Source organism: Vibrio sp. IB15, from assembly GCF_016406055.1.
GTDB lineage: Bacteria > Pseudomonadota > Gammaproteobacteria > Enterobacterales > Vibrionaceae > Vibrio > Vibrio chagasii.
Genome location: NZ_JAEFCE010000053.1, coordinates 15,585 through 34,980 on the forward strand (window position 1 = coordinate 15,585; position 19,396 = coordinate 34,980).

Annotated in this window: 17 protein-coding genes; 10 read left to right on the plus strand and 7 right to left on the minus strand. The window is 43.9% G+C overall.

Annotation, left to right across the window (positions count from 1 at the left end; all coding sequences use genetic code 11):
- Nucleotides 1–1,122: an efflux RND transporter periplasmic adaptor subunit gene (locus JC606_RS17750; protein ID WP_198779077.1), complete on the minus strand. Its 1,122-nt coding sequence runs from the start codon at nt 1,120–1,122 to the stop codon at nt 1–3.
- A gap of 179 nt (nt 1,123–1,301) precedes the next feature.
- Between JC606_RS17750 and JC606_RS17755 the strand changes: the two genes are divergently transcribed.
- Nucleotides 1,302–1,916, plus strand: coding sequence for a TetR/AcrR family transcriptional regulator (locus tag JC606_RS17755; protein ID WP_137406975.1), 615 nt, complete (start codon nt 1,302–1,304; stop codon nt 1,914–1,916).
- Between the two features lie 98 nt (nt 1,917–2,014).
- On the opposite strand, the gene JC606_RS17760 is transcribed toward JC606_RS17755, so the two are convergent.
- Nucleotides 2,015–2,533, minus strand: a complete 519-nt coding sequence (locus JC606_RS17760) for a lipocalin family protein (RefSeq protein ID WP_137406976.1) — start codon at nt 2,531–2,533, stop codon at nt 2,015–2,017.
- Nucleotides 2,534–2,680: 147 nt separating this feature from the next.
- A complete protein-coding gene (locus JC606_RS17765; RefSeq protein ID WP_137406977.1) occupies nt 2,681–3,643 on the minus strand; it encodes a helix-turn-helix domain-containing protein in 963 nt (320 codons plus the stop codon).
- A gap of 52 nt (nt 3,644–3,695) precedes the next feature.
- Between JC606_RS17765 and JC606_RS17770 the strand changes: the two genes are divergently transcribed.
- From JC606_RS17770 to JC606_RS17780, 3 genes are all read left to right on the plus strand, one after another.
- Complete coding sequence (locus JC606_RS17770; protein ID WP_198779078.1) at nt 3,696–3,866, plus strand: hypothetical protein; 171 nt, start codon at nt 3,696–3,698, stop codon at nt 3,864–3,866.
- Between the two features lie 131 nt (nt 3,867–3,997).
- Nucleotides 3,998–5,713 (plus strand): amidohydrolase, encoded by a 1,716-nt coding sequence (locus JC606_RS17775; RefSeq protein ID WP_198779079.1) that lies wholly within the window; start codon nt 3,998–4,000, stop codon nt 5,711–5,713.
- Nucleotides 5,714–5,856: 143 nt separating this feature from the next.
- The gene (locus JC606_RS17780) at nt 5,857–6,552 is read left to right on the plus strand and encodes an outer membrane beta-barrel protein (RefSeq protein ID WP_171369100.1); all 696 of its coding nucleotides are present in this window, start codon (nt 5,857–5,859) and stop codon (nt 6,550–6,552) included.
- A 74-nt stretch (nt 6,553–6,626) separates the two neighbouring features.
- On the opposite strand, the gene JC606_RS17785 is transcribed toward JC606_RS17780, so the two are convergent.
- Together JC606_RS17785 and JC606_RS17790 are read right to left on the minus strand one after the other, a co-directional pair.
- Nucleotides 6,627–7,067 (minus strand): hypothetical protein, encoded by a 441-nt coding sequence (locus JC606_RS17785; protein WP_233090461.1) that lies wholly within the window; start codon nt 7,065–7,067, stop codon nt 6,627–6,629.
- Between the two features lie 69 nt (nt 7,068–7,136).
- Nucleotides 7,137–8,363, minus strand: a complete 1,227-nt coding sequence (locus JC606_RS17790) for an MFS transporter (protein ID WP_198779080.1) — start codon at nt 8,361–8,363, stop codon at nt 7,137–7,139.
- Nucleotides 8,364–8,516: 153 nt separating this feature from the next.
- On the opposite strand from JC606_RS17790, the gene JC606_RS17795 reads away from it, so the two are divergent.
- The 5 genes from JC606_RS17795 (at nt 8,517) to JC606_RS17815 (ending at nt 15,912) form a co-directional block, all read left to right on the plus strand.
- Complete coding sequence (locus JC606_RS17795; RefSeq protein ID WP_198779081.1) at nt 8,517–9,284, plus strand: ABC transporter ATP-binding protein; 768 nt, start codon at nt 8,517–8,519, stop codon at nt 9,282–9,284.
- 17 nt (nt 9,285–9,301) lie between these two features.
- Nucleotides 9,302–10,213 (plus strand): ABC transporter substrate-binding protein, encoded by a 912-nt coding sequence (locus JC606_RS17800; protein WP_198779082.1) that lies wholly within the window; start codon nt 9,302–9,304, stop codon nt 10,211–10,213.
- The gene (gene fhuB / locus JC606_RS17805; protein ID WP_137406981.1) at nt 10,210–12,210 is read left to right on the plus strand and encodes a Fe(3+)-hydroxamate ABC transporter permease FhuB; all 2,001 of its coding nucleotides are present in this window, start codon (nt 10,210–10,212) and stop codon (nt 12,208–12,210) included. The genes JC606_RS17800 and fhuB overlap by 4 nt, the downstream gene beginning before the upstream one ends.
- A 236-nt stretch (nt 12,211–12,446) precedes the next feature.
- Nucleotides 12,447–13,403, plus strand: a complete 957-nt coding sequence (locus tag JC606_RS17810; protein ID WP_137406982.1) for a GntR family transcriptional regulator — start codon at nt 12,447–12,449, stop codon at nt 13,401–13,403.
- 391 nt (nt 13,404–13,794) lie between these two features.
- On the plus strand, nt 13,795–15,912 hold the full coding sequence (locus JC606_RS17815) for a TonB-dependent receptor (protein ID WP_137406983.1): 2,118 nt from the start codon (nt 13,795–13,797) through the stop codon (nt 15,910–15,912).
- Nucleotides 15,913–16,047: 135 nt separating this feature from the next.
- Here the strand turns inward: JC606_RS17815 and JC606_RS17820 are convergent, their stop codons facing one another.
- Both JC606_RS17820 and JC606_RS17825 read right to left on the minus strand, forming a co-directional pair.
- The gene (locus JC606_RS17820) at nt 16,048–16,704 is read right to left on the minus strand and encodes a hypothetical protein (RefSeq protein ID WP_137406984.1); all 657 of its coding nucleotides are present in this window, start codon (nt 16,702–16,704) and stop codon (nt 16,048–16,050) included.
- Between the two features lie 368 nt (nt 16,705–17,072).
- Nucleotides 17,073–18,539, minus strand: coding sequence for a serine protease (locus JC606_RS17825; RefSeq protein WP_198779083.1), 1,467 nt, complete (start codon nt 18,537–18,539; stop codon nt 17,073–17,075).
- A 544-nt stretch (nt 18,540–19,083) separates the two neighbouring features.
- Here JC606_RS17825 and JC606_RS17830 point away from each other — a divergent pair.
- Nucleotides 19,084–19,396, plus strand: a 313-nt coding sequence (locus tag JC606_RS17830) for a transposase (protein ID WP_198779084.1), incomplete at its 3' end; no start/stop codon positions are given.

The window sequence follows — 19,396 nt, forward strand, 5'->3', positions numbered from 1 at the left end:
CTATTCAGCAGTAACGCTAGCTGGCTTCACAGTTTGACCTGGAACCAAGCGATGCAAACCACTCGCAATAACCTGCTCACCATCCTCAATCGCACCACTCACGTAAGCTTGTTGATTATTGGCAAACAGCACCTGAACACTTCTACGTTCAACCTTGTTACCATCGCCAATCACAAAGATATTCCACACACCGCGCAAGCCATCAATCAATCCAGTTAAAGGGACCCAGTAGCCTTGCTCCTCAACCTGTTCATCAAATTGAAGGTAGGCCAGTTGCCCTTCCAATACCGAAGATGGCTCGGGAAATAGGTAGCGTAATCCAACACTGCGAGACTGAGTGTCGACCATCGCGCCCGGATTCAATAGCTCTACTGCATAATCGTTACGTCCAACTCGGATACTAGGAGCAGAGAGTGAGGTGACCTTTTGCATTTGGTGGGCAGGAATACCAATAAAGGCTTCTTTGCCTTCCGATGCCAATAGAGTGAGCGTTGGATTACCGACATTGACCACATCGCCGAGCGAGACAAACCGAGTGGCGATGGTGCCTGAATAAGGAGCAAGAATCGTCGACTTCACTAGCTTGAGATCGTTACCTTTTACCGAAGCGTCAATGCGTAGCAAGTTCGCTTGTAATACACGTTGTTCACTGGTTAACGAATCGATTTCTGCTTCGGCACTGAAGCCTTTTGCTTTAAGTGAACGTTGACGCTTTAAGTTCGCAGCAACCAGGCTCAATTGCGCTTTCACTTCTTCAGCTTGCGCTTTCAATTGGCTCGATTCAGTCTTCAACAGCTGAGTATCTAACTTGATTAACGGCTGACCTTCTGTGACTGTGTCACCGACATCCACCAGAATCTCGTTAACTTTCCCCGCCAATTCAAAGCCGAGATTCGCCTGTTGGCCTGCTTTTACCACACCGACATATTCACGTTGTACTTCGTATGATGGAGAACGCTCTAGAGCGACAGTTTCTACCGTTAACACTGTAGAGCTAGCACTGTTCGATTCAGCAGTGCTCGCTGCATCGGAGGTTGTCTCTGCTTGTGTGCTTTCACCACACCCAACAAGAAGAGTCGACAACGCCACGGCTACTGCGCTTCCCTTCATCAATTTATACATACTCACTGTTCCTATGCGGTACTCAATTATGTTCTTTTTTTAGACTAACCAAACCAAACTAGACTGTCTAGTTTGATTATGTTAAAAATAAGTTTCATCGTTAGTGATTGATAAAACCATCACAAAAAGCATAATGCTAGCGCACAACGAGTTAGCACTAGGTAGCGAGAAATAAGCACGTGACGAAAATCATCAAGAGTGAACAGAAGAGATCGCAGATCTTAACCGCAGCAAGTAAGCTTTTCTCTGAACATGGCTTCAAGATCAACATGGATCAAATAGCCAAAGCAGCGAATGTTTCCAAGCAAACGGTCTACTCTCACTTTAAAAATAAAGACGTACTTTTTGAAACCTGCATGCAAACCAAATGTGCCGAGCGTGAACTGAGCCATTCAGCCTTTGATATGGACGCCACTTTGGAAGAAGAATTGGTGAAGTTTGGTGTGAAATTTCAGGATTTATTGCTGGATGAACAGTCACGACAAACCTTTCAGAACGCGGTCAGTCAATCCAATACTCACCCAGAGATCGCCTCTATCTATTTAGAAAGCGGTCCTCAAAAAACGACAAAATTACTCGCCGATTACCTGCAATCGAAAATAGATTCTGGTGATCTTACTCTGTCGACGTCTAGCTCACCGATCATTGCAGCTCGTCAACTGCTGCTGATGTTTCATGGTAAGTCAGCCTATTGGTCGTTCTTCGGTCATGATAGCGGTGAATCCGATGAAGAAAGACTCAGCTACACGCGCGAATGCGTTGCACTTTTCTTGAATGGAAACCAGCCTCGCTAGTTGTCGCTCTATCTTTGAAAAAATGAAAAAGGCACAGAGAAATTCATCCTCTGTGCCTTAGCGTTTATAAGTCACTCTCACCAATAATAGCTATCGGTTTATTGGGTATGTTCCACAATGATCAGCTCATCGGTATTAAAACCACGCTCTTTCGACATCGCTTTAAACTTCTCCATCACTTCTGGTGCGACTTCAGGCGTTCTCGCTAGTAGCCATAAGTAATCAGTGTCTGGCCCAGAGACGAACGCGTATTGGTATCCTTCCTCTTCCAATTCAAACACCACATAGGCACCATAAAACGGACCGAAGAACGACACCTTTAAGTAACCTTGGTCGCTACCTTCAACAAAGTACGCTTTGCCTTCAGCCTCATTCCATTCGCCCTCTTCAGCCGAATAGCCGCGGTTAATCACTTTCACGCCGCCATCGTCGCGTAGGCTGTATTCAGCGCTCACATTACTTAAGCCGCGTTCAAACGAGTGGTCTAAACGAGCCACTTCGTACCATTTTCCTAAGTATCTATCCAATTCAAACTGCTGAACTGGCTTGACGGTTTCTGGCATGCCAACACATCCACCCAATAAAATCACACTCAGCAGCAATAGTATTTTCTTCATCCTAACCTCGACTTGTTTTAATCGTAATACGAGTAAGTCATTTGAGTCTTAACTTACGCCCTTGTTAATACGTGAACCCCATTAGCATGGTTCATATAACATTAAATTATTCAGACGTTTATGGACATCGTTTCGTTGATGAATAAATCAAAGCCGCTTCATTGACTCTCGATATTGAGTCGGAGTCACCTGCTTATAAGATTTGAACTGGCGATTGAAGTTAGCTTGGTTGTCATAACCGACTTTTTCCATGATCAGATTCACAGGCAGAGCTGTATTTAGCAGTAAATCACACGCCACATTTAATCTAATTTTCTTCAACCGCTGACTGAAGCTCTCGTTGTAGTGCTTTTGAAAAAGACGCCTGACGCTGCTTTCACTAACATACAAATGACTAGCTAAGTCATTTACTGAAATATCATGAATAAAATGATTCATCAGAAAGGCTTCGACCTTATCTAGTTTGTCGCTGACTTCGTCTTCTTCAACCGAGTTAAAAGTTGGGTTAATTAACTGCACGACTTCTTGGTCATCAATCAGCAGAGCAAACAGAGAGAATAGAGTCAGTAGCTGTTGATGAGGAGGCTGATCCATCACCTTAGCTAGCAGTTGTGTTGCCCTCTCTGCGGTATTAGGAGAAAACTGCAACCCTTTCTTTGAGTCTTCTAGTAGTGTACGTAACGGTTCAAGTTCACGACAGCATGCGATCAACGGCTCAATCCAATCTTTACGAAACCAAATTACATGGGTTTCGCAAATACGTGAGTCATCACTGCTCTCTTCCGAATAAATGGCATGAGGCAAATCTGGGCCAACCAAAATCATATGGTTATGGAACACATCGCTTTGGTGGTGGCCGACAAAGCTATGCCCCGAGAAGTGACGATGAATCGCTATCTCATATTCTTCATGTCGATGCCAACCGTAACTCTTGCTGCCTTCAACGATTTTCTTGTAACGCCATGACGCACCAATCCTTTGCGGCACCTTTTCTAAGTAACCTTTCATTACGACACTCTGTGACCCTCCAATACTGAAAGTATACCCATCAAACCATTTAAGTGAGCACTTTGACTGAAAAGTATTGGACATTGCGCTAACGGTACTCATCCAACTTTCTCCGCTAAATATACTGCAGGTGAACTTAATCAGGAGAGCAACTATGAACACTTTATTATTAAAAATACGCGATATGATTCATGCCACACGTCAGCAGTGGATCGGAGAAATCACCTACAGCCACAATATTAAAGGTGACCACACGTGGAAACTTTATGGCTATCACTCGTACACCGAGTACAAGAATGATTTGCTTAAAAGTTTGAAACAATAACCATGATGAAAGGCATACCAAAGCCACAATACGCGGGGTAATCCCGGCTTTTGTTCGTCATTCATGTAAAGTTTCACACTGACCACTCGCTTTCTATACTTATTAAACAGTGGAACATAGAAGACACAATAATGAACAACAAGCTTACTCTGCCACGCACTGCACTAGCCGCTTTAATCACAATGTTAGGTGCTGATTTAGCTCTCGCACAAGCTAAATCAGCAGTGCAAAGCCAAGCGGCTGACCAAATTTTCACTAATGCCGATATATACGGGCATCGAGAGTCAGACTCTATCGTTACCCATAATGGCAAGATCATTTTTATTGGCGATCTCGAACAAGCCAAAACATTTCAAGGGCAGGATACCGACGTTATCGACTTAGGGAATGCTTTTGTTCTGCCGGGTTTCATTGACAACCACAGCCATGTTTTTGAAGCCGCCTCGGAGCTGGGTGGCACTTGCGAGCTGGATTCAGAAGCAACACTTGAAGAACAAATCCCCGACTTAGAAGCCTGCAAAATCAATGCTGATTCAAACGGCAAAGGATGGTTAATGGGGTATGGGTTTTCTTTGGAATCCACAATCAACAGTGATTCAGAGCACACACCACTTGAGATCATCGACAGTGTCTTCCCCGATCGACCAGTCGTGATCATGGAGCAGACTTCACATTCAATGTGGGTTAACTCCAAAGCGCTAAAAATCGCCCGAATTAGTCCCCAATCACCAGACCCACAAGGCGGCGCATATTTAAAGGATCCTACAAACGGTAAGCTCAATGGCATCTTACTGGACAACGCCGGTGACCAAGTCATGGAAATGGCGTGGAACAGTCAAAGCGAACTCTTCGAACAAAGTTACCAAGGCTTAATGTACGGCCTTGAAGAAGCGGCCGCGCACGGTATCACCACCATAGGTGACGGTAGAATGTATTGGAAACGCGGTTGGTATGATGTTTGGCTAGAAGCCGAGCAAAACCAAGACCTCACCGCGCGCGTCTCATTGCGCCCTTGGGTTTACCCTTCTATGGCAATGCCTTCTCAATTGGAAGTGTTTGAGAAGATGTATTCCGATGACAAAAGTCGTCTATTGCTGGTCGACCAGGTGAAAATGTACAGCGATGGTATTTTTATCAATGGCACGGCAAAAACGCTCGCTCCGTACTTAGATACTTACTTACCAAACTCTCCTAACGGCTTGAACTACATTCCACCAGCACAGATGAAACAGTGGTTAACGGCCCTAGAAAAAATCGGGTTTAGTGCCCACATACATGCCATTGGTGACGGCGCAGTTCGAGAATCTTTAGATGCCATCGAGAACGTACGTAAGCAAGGTTCGCAAAAGCCATACACGCTAACTCATGTTGAATTGATCAATGATGAGGATGTTCCACGATTTAAACAACTCGGCGTAACCGCAGATTTCCAAGTTGGATCAGACTACATCGCGCAACATGATCACGAATGGGCTAATGCCTTCTTAGGTGCTAGGCGTGCGAAAGCCATGATGAACCTCGACGCAATCCTCAAAACCGACGCCAATATCACGTTAAGCAGTGACTGGAATGTACACGACATCAACCCACTGGTTGGCATTGCGAATAGCTTGATCATGGGAAAAACCGGTCTAACCGATATCTACACAGCCATCGACGCTTACACCCTCAACGCAGCTAAAAGCCTAGGAATTGATGATATTACGGGTACAATTGAAGTTGGAAAGTCTGCAGATTTCGCCATTCTAAATAAAGATATCACCACCTTGTCAGCAAGAGGTATCGCCAAGACTCAAGTGCTGATGACAGTACTGCGTGGCGATGTGGTGTATCAAAATGGTGAATAGATTTCATAACCAACAATAAGCAACATTATTCACCACAGGGAAACAATTGTTACATATCATTTTCAGAATGTTAGTTTGCGCAACAGACAGATTAAATAAAGTAATTACAATGCCGCAACTTTTTACAAATAATGAAGTTACACATGAAGAAACACTTAATTTTACTTGCTGCGTTAACGTCTTTACCTGCTGCTGCGAATGACTTCTCTTCTATCTCATTTGGTGCTCAATATGGCATTGATGATGGCCTATCTGACTCAGTAATTGGGCATGCAGAAAGTAGCCTTGGTGGGTACGGTCGTTTATCTTGGAATTTCTACGACCATATCTTTGCTGACTACAACATCAGCTATAGCTCATTTGATGGCCCTAGCTTTCAAAGCCAACATTTTTCAACAACAACCTATGCTTCAACAACTAAGCAAGATTTCGGCATTGGCTACTACTTCGAATTAGGCTCTTATTCACCTTATATAAAAGTAAACAAGACATCATTTAAACAAAGCTACAAAGGTACAACCGGAAGCTTTACTCCTGGCACAAATGGTATAACACCACCTGACATATCTGATGCGAGCTACACCGCGGATGGTTATGGTTTAGAGCTAGGCTCATTCATTCATATGAGTGAGAATTGGACGCTGAAAGTTTTAGGTAGCATTAGTAAGCTTGAAGAGAGCGGTCAGGACATCGACTTGTACGAAACGTATGCCATTTCAGATACGAAATTCGGCAGTAATTGGGCTTTTGAAGCAGCGCTCGGCTATCGAAAACTTAAAGCTCAAGGTGCCGACTTAGGCGAATTCATGCCACAAGTTGGTCTAAAATACGATTTTTAAAAACCCTATTTAGAGTAATCAAATGAATTTGAGTCAGATTGTTAATATAAAAATCTACTCAAATCTTCACACGATTAAATAGCGTTAGATTTAACAAGTCGCTCACTATAACCAAAGTTAGCCGGTGTGTGATTAACTTCCACTGTAATACTACCAGACAGTTCTCCATCTGTTTTATACACTGGACATGATGCAATATCGGATAAGTACGATTCTTCTGTTGGCGCGCTGAAGTAATAAATCTTTTGTAGATTACATTCACCAACCTTCATTCCCAACGCTTCAACTTCAGAACGCTGACGATAGTAATGTGGTCCGATATCAAGAAGATACTCAGGACTATGTGTATAGATCTCGCTAGTGTAGCGCTCGGTAAACTCACTCTCTGCAATAAAGTGTTCATTTGCCATGCTGTAAAGCACATTCAGGTGCCAGTAGATCAACTCAGACTCATCACTGGTTGATGCGCCAGGCTTAGAGTAGACACACTGGATCTGACTATGAGGAACTTCCAAGCTCTGAGTCGCTTGGATATTCTTACGAGCTGAAAGTAGCGATGTGGTGTATGCGCAGAGAGATTAAAACTAGCCTCGTTCTATCCCTAAGGAACTGTTTTTATTAGATACTGACAACGATGTGACCAGAATGAGTATCGCAAAGGCTAGACACAAGTAAATTGGATATAGCGGATGGAGAGTTGCAGTAAACGCCAGCAACGATGCGACTCCATAGCCAAGTGTGTGAGACATCGAAATGAAGCCTGCGGCAGCACCCGGGGCTTCACTTTGTTTTTCAGTCGCAAATACCGTGTATGCAGGAACAAGCAGCGCAGCACCAATGGCCGTCAACATCATCGCACCACCAAACACCCAAATATCAGGTATCAGCAACACGATAAACCCAAGCACTAAACATAATGCGCCAAAGCGATACATAGTTGTGGGCGTCAATTTGCTTTTCTTAACCACCAAAACTTGAGTCGCAAAAGTAAACGCAGCATTAATGGTTAATAATACGCCAATCGCATCACTCACTTTTTCAGTTGACCAACTAGTAACAGCATAAATGATTGGCGAGAAGCTATATTGCGTTAATGCCACTGTCGCACAAAGCAACAACCCGCTCGACAAAAACACCCATAGCCCTTTTGGGGGCAGCCACGATGCGCTCTCTCGCTGTGCCTGCTTGGTAATGAGCATTGCCGGTTCAGGCAAGAAAATAGCTAAGACTAGCGCAACACACGGCAGTAGAATCATCAACATGAGCGGTGCGAAATAAGAAAATTTGAGTGCCACAATAGAGATGAGTGGGCCAATCAATCGACCAGTACTCAAACCGATACTCACCGATGTTATCGCCTGCAAACGGTTCTTCTCGCCACACAACAATATTGCCCAGTGCTGACTTGCCGGCACCAAACCTGCGACCGTGCAGCCATATAGAATTCGTGCGATGACCAGCCCGATAAAACAGACAATGTACACGCGAGCACTATGGCTATCCGATTGAAAATAGGCGCTATTCATTGCAAACAGTGCCAATAACGCAAAGCTAACCGCCATTCCAGATAATGCCTGTAACACCACTTTCTTTGGGCCATGTTTATCACTGTACCTTCCCCAAAAAGGGGCGGAAGGCAAAAACAGCAAACTTCCAATCGCGATAAATATAGACCAAGTAGGTAAGCTGAACGCAGAGTGTTCAACCAGAAACGGTAACGAGACAAGTAAGCCGTTTTGTCCTATGCCCATCAACGCCGAAATCAGGCTAATAGCCACTAAATGAAATTTTTTATTTTGTATAACGGACATAATATCGAAATTGATTAAGCTATTTTTGAAAGCAAGTGAGTGGGTAACAACATGAATAGCAGCAAACTAATTGATTTGGAGAATGATTATCATTTATTTTTCATTATGTTACATTAACGGCTAGTAGCCTATAACTCAACTTCATATTTCACTATGTACAAACTTACCAATGCCTCGTTCGAAATCGACGGTAAGAAGATCCTCTCCCCTACCCAATTAACCTTTGAGCCCAAAAAGGTCACCACATTACTTGGTCATAATGGATGCGGTAAATCGACTCTCATGAAACTACTGAGTCGACAAAATGCCCCAACTCAGGGAGAAGTGTTCTTCAACGAACAACCACTGTCTTCATACAGTAACCTAGAGTTTGCACATCAAGTCGCTTACCTACCGCAGCACCCACCTATTACTGATGGTGTTACCGTTCGTGAGTTAGTTTGCTTTGGTCGCTACCCTTGGAAAGGCGCATTTGGGAGATACAGCAAAGAAGACTACCGAATTGTCGATGAAGCGATTGAGAAGGTAGGCTTGAATTCTTTCGCAGATCGATTTGTTGCAACCCTATCGGGTGGTGAGCGACAAAGAGCTTGGGTCGCCATGCTACTTGCCCAACAAAGCCAATGTATTTTACTAGACGAACCAACATCTGCATTAGATGTTGCCCACCAACATGAGCTACTGGCTTTAATTCGAGAGCTTAACCAATCATTGGGTTTAACCGTGATTATGGTACTTCATGACGTCAATATGGCGGCAAAATTCAGTGACCATCTTATTGCTCTTCACTCCGGTGAAGTGATCGCTTCAGGCTCTCCGAAAGAGTTGATGACACCGGAAACGCTGATGAAAATCTACGGCATGGAGCTGGCGCTATTCGACCACCCTGAAACAGGGCAACCAATCAGTTATATCCCTTAAATGATGAGGAATCTGTTATGAAAAAGTTCATGGCGTTACTGTCTGTCTTATTCGTATTTAATGCTTATGCGCTAGAGAGCCCTCATGCATTAGAAATCACACACGAAATGGGAACCGCTTCTTTCGAAACAACCCCTAAAAAAGTTGTGGCGTTAGATTGGGTTTTGTCAGAAACGGTGCTCAGCCTTGGCGTTGAGCTAGAAGGCATTGCCGATGCCAAAGGCTATCAACAGTGGGTTGTGAAGCCAGAGTTGAACCAAGGTGTCACCGATGTTGGCTCTCGACGCGAGCCTAACTTAGAACTATTAACTAAGTTGAAGCCTGATGTCATCCTAATTAGCGAACACATGGCAGCGGCTTATCACCAACTCAATAAAATTGCTCCGGTGTTAGTTTATAGCGTTTACAGCCAAAAGAAGCAGCCGATTGAATCTGCAACGGCGATTACGTTGTCGCTTGGTAAATTGTTCGACCAAGAACAAAGAGCTCAACAAATTATTGCAGACACAAAGCAGCGACTTCACGACAACGGTGAGAAAATACAAGCAGCAGGCAATTCAGATAAGCCATTGATCTTTGCACGTTTCATCAACGATAAAACTTTGCGAATTCACAGCCAAGGTTCACTGGCGCAAGCAACCATTCAAGCGATGGGGCTAAAAAACGATTGGCAGGAACCGACTAACCTTTGGGGCTTTAGCACCACAGGTGTCGTGAGGCTCGCGGAACATCAACAAACAAACGTGATGCTTTTTGGTCCTTTGACTGAAAACGAAAAAAATCAACTTACTCAATCTGCACTTTGGCAGGCTATGGAATTCACTAGAACAGATTCAGTGTATGAGCTTCCGAGCATCTGGACCTTCGGAGGTCTTATCGCTGCGCAAAGATTTAGTGACCACATAACAGAACTACTGATCCAAAAATGATAGCAACCACCAAGATTGAAGGTTCAGCAGTGGCAAGAACTCACGTTAAAGCAGTCGCCCTATCGGTTACGGCTGTTCTCCTTATCAGCTCGCTACTTCAGATAACCGCACCTTACTCGAAAGGCATTGGGTTGATTTGGGATACGCTCTTTCATTTTGATTCAGCGAACTACCAACACCTGATCACCCATCTCACTTATTTACCGAGACTTGCAGTTGCACTCCTTTGTGGTTTTGCACTAGCAGTCGCCGGCTGTGTGATGCAGTTTGTATTGCGTAACCCTATTGCTTCACCGACGACACTTGGTGTCGCTGCGGGCGCAGAGCTAGGTATGGTATTGGGTTTACTTTTAACCCCGACAAGTGTCGCTGTTCCTCTTTTTATCCCTGCTTTCATTGGTGGCTGCCTTGCTACGGGTTTAGTCTTTGCACTCAGCTCTACACGTGGGTTTTCGCCACTACATATGGTTCTAGCGGGTATGGTCGTGAGCCTATTTTTAGGATCACTCAACACCATGCTACTGATGCTGCATGAGCAACAGCTCACCAGTGTATTCGTATGGGGCGCAGGTGTGCTTAACCAAAATGATTGGTCTAGCGTTCAAGTTTTATTACCCCTGATTGCCATTCCAACTCTACTACTGCTCGTCCTGCAAAGGCCATTATCTGCATTGCAGTTTGGTGATAATGTTGCCACTTCGCTAGGCGTGAACATTAAGCAAATCAAACTGTTGTGTCTATCTCTCGCAATCTTTATCACCGCTGCGGTAGTCAGTGAGGTGGGCTTAATTGGCTTTGTGGGTATTGTTGCCCCAGCGATTGCAAGGCTACTAGGCGTTAGATCATTAGCTAAACAAATATTAACCAGTGGCTTGATCGGTAGTTTAATCCTGTTGATTGTCGATTTAGTGATTCAGCCATTCTCAGGTTTTGGTGGTGAGCTACTGCCAACGGGCGCAATGACGGCATTACTTGGCGCTCCATTTTTATTGTGGCTATTGCAACGTACTAAACTTCAGTCGGATCTTAAGAGCCGTAACGAGCATATTGAACAGTACAAGCGAGCTAATACGGCCAAAACCTTGATTGCTATGTCTTTAGTATTGGCGGTTACATGTTTGATTGCGCTCACTGTCGGTAAAAATCAATTCGGCTGGAGTATTGAGATTCATGAATCCTTATTTGAATTGCGCACGCCACGAGTACTGGTTGCACTATTAGCCGGTATTGGCCTCGCTTTCGCGGGCACCATTATTCAACGTATTTCAAATAACCCGATGGCGAGTCCGGAAGTGTTGGGCATAAGTTCAGGTGCTTCCCTAGCGCTGGTTCTCGGCACACTCTGGGGCAACTCGATTGGACGCGAAGAACAAATGCTGCTTGGTACACTTGGAGCAACATCTGTTACGGCTGTAGTTTGGTTGATGGGCAGAAAGCACAACTTCGCGCCAACGCAAACTCTGTTAACCGGTATCGCGCTAAGTGCTGGGCTTGATGCTTTGCTGCGTATTACGATGAGTTCAGGTAACGAAAATGCCACGGCGCTGCTGACTTGGTTATCGGGTTCAACGTATCTGGTTGCCACACAAGATGTTGTTTTACTTGCTGTTGGTGTGACAATGGTTGGTGCTATTTCCCTTTCACTACATCGCTGGATTGAGCTTATAAACCTGGGTGAAGTGACCACCAGCAGTTTGGGGATGAACACAACTACAGTTCGCTTAGCCTTGCTGTTATTGGTCGCAGCACTGACTACGCTGTGCACTATCGTTATTGGTCCTCTGAGCTTCATCGGACTATTAGCACCTCACATGGCCCGCTCGCTTCACCAATATAGAGCAATTCCGCAAATGCTGACAGCGGCATTGTTGGGCGCGAACATCATGGTCGCAGCGGACTGGATTGGTCGTACGTTGTGGTTCCCTTGGCAGTTCCCTGCAGGGCTACTTGCTTCTCTACTTGGAGGCGGCTACTTCCTTTACCTAATGAGAAAGTAACCTTTCAACAAGCCCCTTCACTTCGCTGAACTCCGAAGTGGAGGCTTATTTCAATTCTATCTTTATCTTTGTCTGTTCAATCCTTGTTTATCCCCTCAACCCTCTTTTATCCTCTCAGTCGGCATCGCTAATCCGGAATACTGGTAATTGTTTTTTGGTTGCAGAAACACAATAAATGGTATTCGAGCACTTTTATGTTTACCATGGTTCCAATAATCAACTGATTTGTCAGCCCTATGGACATAACGACAATTACAAAGCTCCAACAAGACTTGCTATTTAAAGTCATTGCTAGCTTAAAAACCGAAGACGCTAAAGCCGGTAGCAGCCTCAATGAATCTTCTTTGGCACAACAATTCGAAGTCTCAAGAAGCCCAATACGCGCCGTTTTAAAACATTTGTCGAGTCAGGGCATGACTAAGGTTGTTCCCTATAAAGGTTCGGTGCTTCAAATGGACGCGGCTGATATCAAGCTAGACGTACCGACAGGCGACGAACAGCCCCGCCAAGAACAACTGTACCTGAATATTTTAATGGACCTGTTCTTTGGGGAATTAAACAGTTCCTTCTCGGAAAAAGACTTACAAGAACGATATGAGGCTAATCGTGGCGAAATTCAAAATGTCACTCGTCTACTAGAAAGCGATGGTATTTTCCGCCGCAGCCCCGGCTATAAATGGCAACTTGATGGTGTTCTAAACACACTTGAAAGGCATACCGAGAGCTATCGATGCCGCTTGATCTTTGAACCGGCAGGACTACTTGAGCCGACATGGAACTTAAAGCGTAACGAACTAGAAGCATGCCGAGATCGCCATATCTACGCCATCAACAATCCAAAATCGACTTCCGCTAGTCAACTCTTCGCACTAAGTGTCGACTTTCATGAACTGCTCGCAGCCAGCTCCGGAAACCGCTTTTTGTTGGGGATGATGCAACAACAAAATCGTCTGCGTAAGGCTACTGATTTGGTCTCTATGCATATCCAATCTTCCGTGGTCAAGTCATGCCAGCGCCGCTTGGACATCATGGAACTGGTTCTGGCAGGCGACAATCAAAGTGCCTCAACACAGCTAGCCCAATTGCTCGAAAACGATATACGAGTAATGAATCGCACCTACAACAATGTCATGAACGTATCGCACGAACAACGAGAACAATTACTCAGCAGTATTTCAGGAAAAAACAACTAACCTAGGAGCAGCATAGTTTCATGCTGCTCGTCTCCTCCGCGTTAACTTTACGTCTTCTCTCGCCATCACGAAAAAATATAAATTGAATCAAGAAACTTAGGATAAAACGATAAAACCAGACATAAAGGCTGGGCTTGAACGATCCTACACAACAGACGTTATTGTTACATTTAAAAAATAATTTGCACTCCCATATTGTTTTTTCGCATCAAAAATACAATAATAATGATTCTTATTTAGACTGAGAGCTGAAACAGCAGTAATAACGACTCACCTATCCGATTCGTCATTACTCACCACTCTGTTGAGTCTGGATAAACACAATAAAAAATAGAGTCACCGCGCCAAAAGAAATGTGTGCAGCCTTTCATTGATAAATGCAGAGAAAAAAATGAAGACCGAAAAAGGAAGTTTCAAGCTTTCCACCGTCGCAATAGCAGTTGCGGCAGTAACCACAGTATTTACAGCCCAAGCTCAAGATCTAACCACTGAAGAAAAAATGGTGGTGGTTTCTAGCCGCACGCCTAAAGCCATCAGTGATATCCCTGGTACCGTTTGGTACATTAACTCAGAGACTATCGAGCAAGAATACCGCGGTGGCAAAAGCCTTGATGAGATTCTAGCTGCTACTATCCCTTCACTGGATGTAAGCAGTGGTGGTCGCACTCACGCTGGCCAAAACCTACGCGGTCGCAGCCTGATGGTAATGATTGATGGTATATCTCTACAATCAGTTCGATCAATAAGCCGTCAGTTAGACTCAATTGACCCATTCAACATCGACCGCATTGAAGTACTCTCTGGTGCAACATCAATTTACGGTGCCGGCGCTTCGGGTGGTGTTATCAATATCATTACTAAAAAAGCGTCTGGTGAAGAAGTCGAATTTGAATCATTTGTTAGTGGGACTTCAGGCTTTTCATCAAGCGAAGATTTTGACTACAAACTGGCTCAGTCAATAGCAGGTGGAAACGAGAAAATTCAGGGACGCGCATCGGTCGCTTACACCAAAACACAAGGCTATTTCGATGCAGATGGTGAGATGGTAACTCCAGATATGACTCAGGGTTCGACTCAGTTTAACGAGACCATTGACCTACTGAGTAACCTACAAATTAATGTTGCTGAAGGTCAACAACTACACTTGTTGGCTCAGTACTACAATAGCCAACAAGACACTCCTTACGGCCTTTACTTTGATAAAGATGGTAGCGGTAACTTCCAGTTTGTTGATGTGAGAGAGGGCTACTCAGCGGATCGAGAACAAGGCACAGAGCGTGTCATGTTAAGTGCGGCATACAGCAACAACAACTTCTTAAACCATCAGCTAATTGCTGAACTATCTTACCGTGCCGAAGAGCACACCTTCATGCCTTACACAGTTGATGGCAAGACAACTCTATCGACTAACTCCTCTCGCCAATCTACTGATATTTTTGCAATAAAAGCGGCACTTAATAGATCATTTGGCTCTTGGAATCTGACCTACGGTATCGACGGTTACATCGATAAATTTGATAGCGACAGAGCGAACTACGATCAAGCTACGACCGAAGCTACGGGAGGTTTAGTAAACGTCATCAGTGAAATGCAAGGTCGTTACCCGGGGATCGACACTCAATCTATCGCTGGCTTCATTCAAGCGGAATACAGCATTACTGATGATTGGTCAGTACAAACAGGTTATCGCTATCAGAAAATGGACATAGACGTGTCTGACTTCCAAGCGACCTCTAGTTCGGACTTCATTCCTGGTGGCTCAACAGATTACGCTGAAGGTTTGTTTAACTTTGGTACTATCTATCACCTAAATCCTACTTCTCAGATTTGGGCTAACTTCTCACAAGGTTTCGATATCCCTCAGCTATATCGCTTCTACGGCAAGAGCGCTACTCAAGATGTCGCCGCTTCTAAGCTAGATGGAATCAAAACCGACAGCTACGAATTGGGTTACCGTAACGATTTAGATAATATCTCACTACAATCTGCAATCTACTACTCGCACTCAAGCGCAACCGTTCAGTACGAAGATGACCTATCGATATCAGGTCTTGCAGAGCCTAAACGTGTCTACGGCGCGGAAGCTCAAATCAGCTACTGGGCAACAGACATGCTACAGCTTGGTCTATTAGGTCACTATGTTGTGACAGAAATTGAAACAGACACTGGCTGGGAAGATCACGAGGCGATGGAAGCGAGCACTTCTAAAGCGGGGGCTTGGGTTGGCTGGTACGACAATGACTATAGCCTGAAGCTACAAAGCCTAACTATGTTTGACTACAAAGATGCAGATCAACGTGAGCTAGATGGCTTCACAGTAGTTGATTTCACAGGTAGCTACCAGCTTCCAGTTGGTAATCTGGGCTTTGGTATTAAGAACCTGCTAAACGAAGATTACTACACAACCTGGAGCCAACGTGCTCAACACTGGTACACCGGTAGCGATGCGCTGTACCAATACAAAGGCCGTGGACGTACTTATACTCTGAACTATCAGGTTAAGTTCTAAAGTTCGCTGTAGTTTATTAACAATTACAGGGTTGGTATTTAGTACCAACCCTTTTTTTATTTAATACTAATTTAGAATAACTAAATAAATAGGAGTCAGATTGTTAATATAAAATCGATTTAAAAATGCCCAGGATTAAATAGCGTAAAATTGAACAAGTCTCTCACTATAGCCGAAATTAGCCGGTGTATGGTTAATTTCAACGGTGATATTACCAGACAATTCACCGTCAGCTTTATATACAGGGCAAGATGCAATATCAGATAAATATGACTCTTCTGTTGGCGCGCTGAAGTAATAAATTTTTTGTAGATTACATTCGCCGACCTTCATTCCCAACGCTTCAACTTCAGAACGCTGACGGTAGTAATGTGGACCAATATCAAGAAGGTACTCAGGGCTATGTGTATAGATCTCGCTAGTGTAGCGTTCGGTAAACTCACTATCCGCAATAAAGTGTCCACTTTCCATGCTATAAAGCACATTCAGGTGCCAGTAGATCAACTCAGACTCATCACTGGTTGATGCGCCTGGTTTAGAGTACACACACTGGATCTGACTATGAGGAACTTCAAGGCTCTGAGTCGCTTGGATATTATTACGCAGAGCCTTGATTCCACAGCGATGCATCGTGAACCCCTCTGTCTTCATCGACTCGGTAACTTGGTTGATAGACTGATATTGAACGTAAACCTCTTCCGGTGATTCGCCAGTAATAACATTAGTATTATCAGCATAAGCAAACGAACTAAGAGAGGAGATTACAGAGAATAAAGCTATTGTTTTTTTCATTGTTATTTTTCCTTTGTGATTGGCGGCAGGAAAATAACTCAGAAACCAAATATGCAACACAATACATATCAATATTTGTGATCTTGGTGGAAGCAATGATTGCTTTTATGAATATTAAAGATTGGCGTCGGGTATATTTTATATATCGAAGGTTAAATAACTTAATTTTAATATGGATATAAAGTTAGTGAGAGAAACTTAATAGAGACATGGCGTTTATTATTAATAATTTAGAATTTAAACAATCAAGAAATATTCAACTATCACTAACAACGATTCTTTTTATTCACTATTCTGTTTAATTATAAACCATAAGGCGAACCTAATAGGTTCGCCTTGATTATTCATATCGTAAGCTGATTTCACGACTATGATTGAGACTCTGACAATAAGAGAGATACGCCAGAAAAACTTCGGAACGCGTTGATCATGATGTAGAGATCTTCATCAGCCCTAGGCACCTCGCAGGTTTCAAAGTTGCCAGAGCGATAAGGTCGGCAATCGTAAGTACTTTTCGTTGGTTGCGTGCCAGAACGAATGTAGAGATCAGCGTCCCCTACTCCAGACTTCATAATAACATTCACCTTCGTAGTACGATTTGCTGCTTTGAGCACAAACAATTTCTGTTGTCCGGACGTCGCGGCGAGATCGCTAATCAAGTTTCCTAAAGTGACCTCAGGAATATCATTGTTCGGCTCACCGACTGAGCCACCTGGCAACGTATCACCAAAGTATGAAGACACGAGTGGCCAAATCTTACTGATTTTTACGCCTTGATTTTCACAACCTCCAAAATGATGCAGCGCAATCGCTTTGTTGTTGTCAGTACGCAAAACAGGTGAACCAGACGAACCGCCAATGGTGTCACAGAAATAACCAGTGTCGGTATTAGCACTTCGCCCACCAGTTGAAGCTACATCAATCTGACACATTCCGGAGCCATTTTGGTCACTTTCAATTGCAAGTTCTTTCGGCTTACCAGCTCCGTGTTGTGGGATGTAAATACCATCGCCAAAGATTGGCTCTTGGTCATCTAGGCCTAGATAACCAAACGACTCAATTTTTGAAAAATCATCAACAGTGAAAAGTGTGTAATCCAAATCATAATCAGTACTGAGTATCTTACTCCCCATGACTTTTACCGTAGTAGCCATAGAGCCATCACAAGTACGACGCTGATAGTTAAACCATACCTCTGTATTTCTCAGTTCTGATTCTGATGCGACACAGTGGTTATTGGTGAACATATGGTTATCTGGCCCCACACGCCAAGCGGTACATAAACTACGCCCATTAATAAGTAGCCTTGCAACCGGAGTTGTCCAAGCCACCTTATCTGGATGAGACTCTTCCCAGCAGGCTACGTCTCTGCGCTCATTAACACCACATGTCGATAACGTTGCCAATGCCTCTTCGTCTGCACTCTTGCCCGCCATGTAGTAATCTATCTCGAACTCAGCGTATTGGCCCTTTGAGTTTGGCACAACCTCAATCAACATGCGTTCACTTGAAATAGACTGAGCGAACCAATCTGTCTGGCTGTCACTATACTCAACCACTTCATCACTGGTGCTCGAACTCAAGCGCAATAGACTGCCCTTTGGTACGACAAGCGACTTGAAATGAAGCTTAATGAATGATGCCCCCACATGCTCTATTCGCTGTTTATATAGGTTGTCCGATGTCTCAATCAACGCTTGATGGGACAGTGGATACTCAACTTCATTGGCAATAACAGGTAATTCTGGCTGAACGAGGAGCTGGGGTTGCGCATTTACGAACGAAGAAAATAGACATGTTGTCGCTATCCCAAGGTTAGATAAGATTACTTTCATTGGATTTCCTATATCAATTTGTAGTGGTTCCCTCCACAAACATACGTGCTAACAACCAATATGACATAAAATGCATATATGTTTATTAGTAAAGAAATCTCAACACACAAAGTAAACTAGAATATTCAATAAGATAGACATCATCAGTATTGATTGACACCTCTCTGACTGTACAAATTTATGTGCTAGTTGAAGAAAAAATGAAACACGGAAAAGTCGCGTTGTTTGCTATTCTGAAGGTACAGTCGGCAGAGCTGCACGCTTGATATACTTATTTAAAACGATAGATAAAGTCTCAAAGCTAACAAGCATAAAAATAGGCGCCTGACCTATAGAGCATAAAACCACCAAGCTCACTTCGTTATTGAGTAGCCACTGAAATCCAATGGGTAAAAGTGAAGCTGAACTTTCATTGCTGGTATATATCCTACCGGTCACCAACATAAGAATCGATCAAGTAGAAATGGCTTTGTTGCGTAAATCGATGGAACCAAATCAAGAAGCTACGATCTGATCAGCTACACCTTTTAATCGTCGTAGCCTCATGCCTAAACCTCGTTACAAAACAACTAACTGGAAGCAGTACAATCAAGCCTTAACCAATCGTGGTTCTCTGACCTTTTGGATTGATGAGGAAGCGATAGCCGAGTGGAAGCAAAACAAACAAGGCAAGCGTGGTAGACCTCGCCGGTTCAGCGACTTAGCCATTACTACTGCATTGATGGTGAAACGCGTGTTCTCTATGCCATTGAGAGCGCTGCAAGGATTTCTAGACTCCGTATTTAAGCTGGCTAACATCCCACTTGTTTGCCCACACTACACCTGTATAAGCCGCCGAGCTAAGGAAGTTGAGGTTT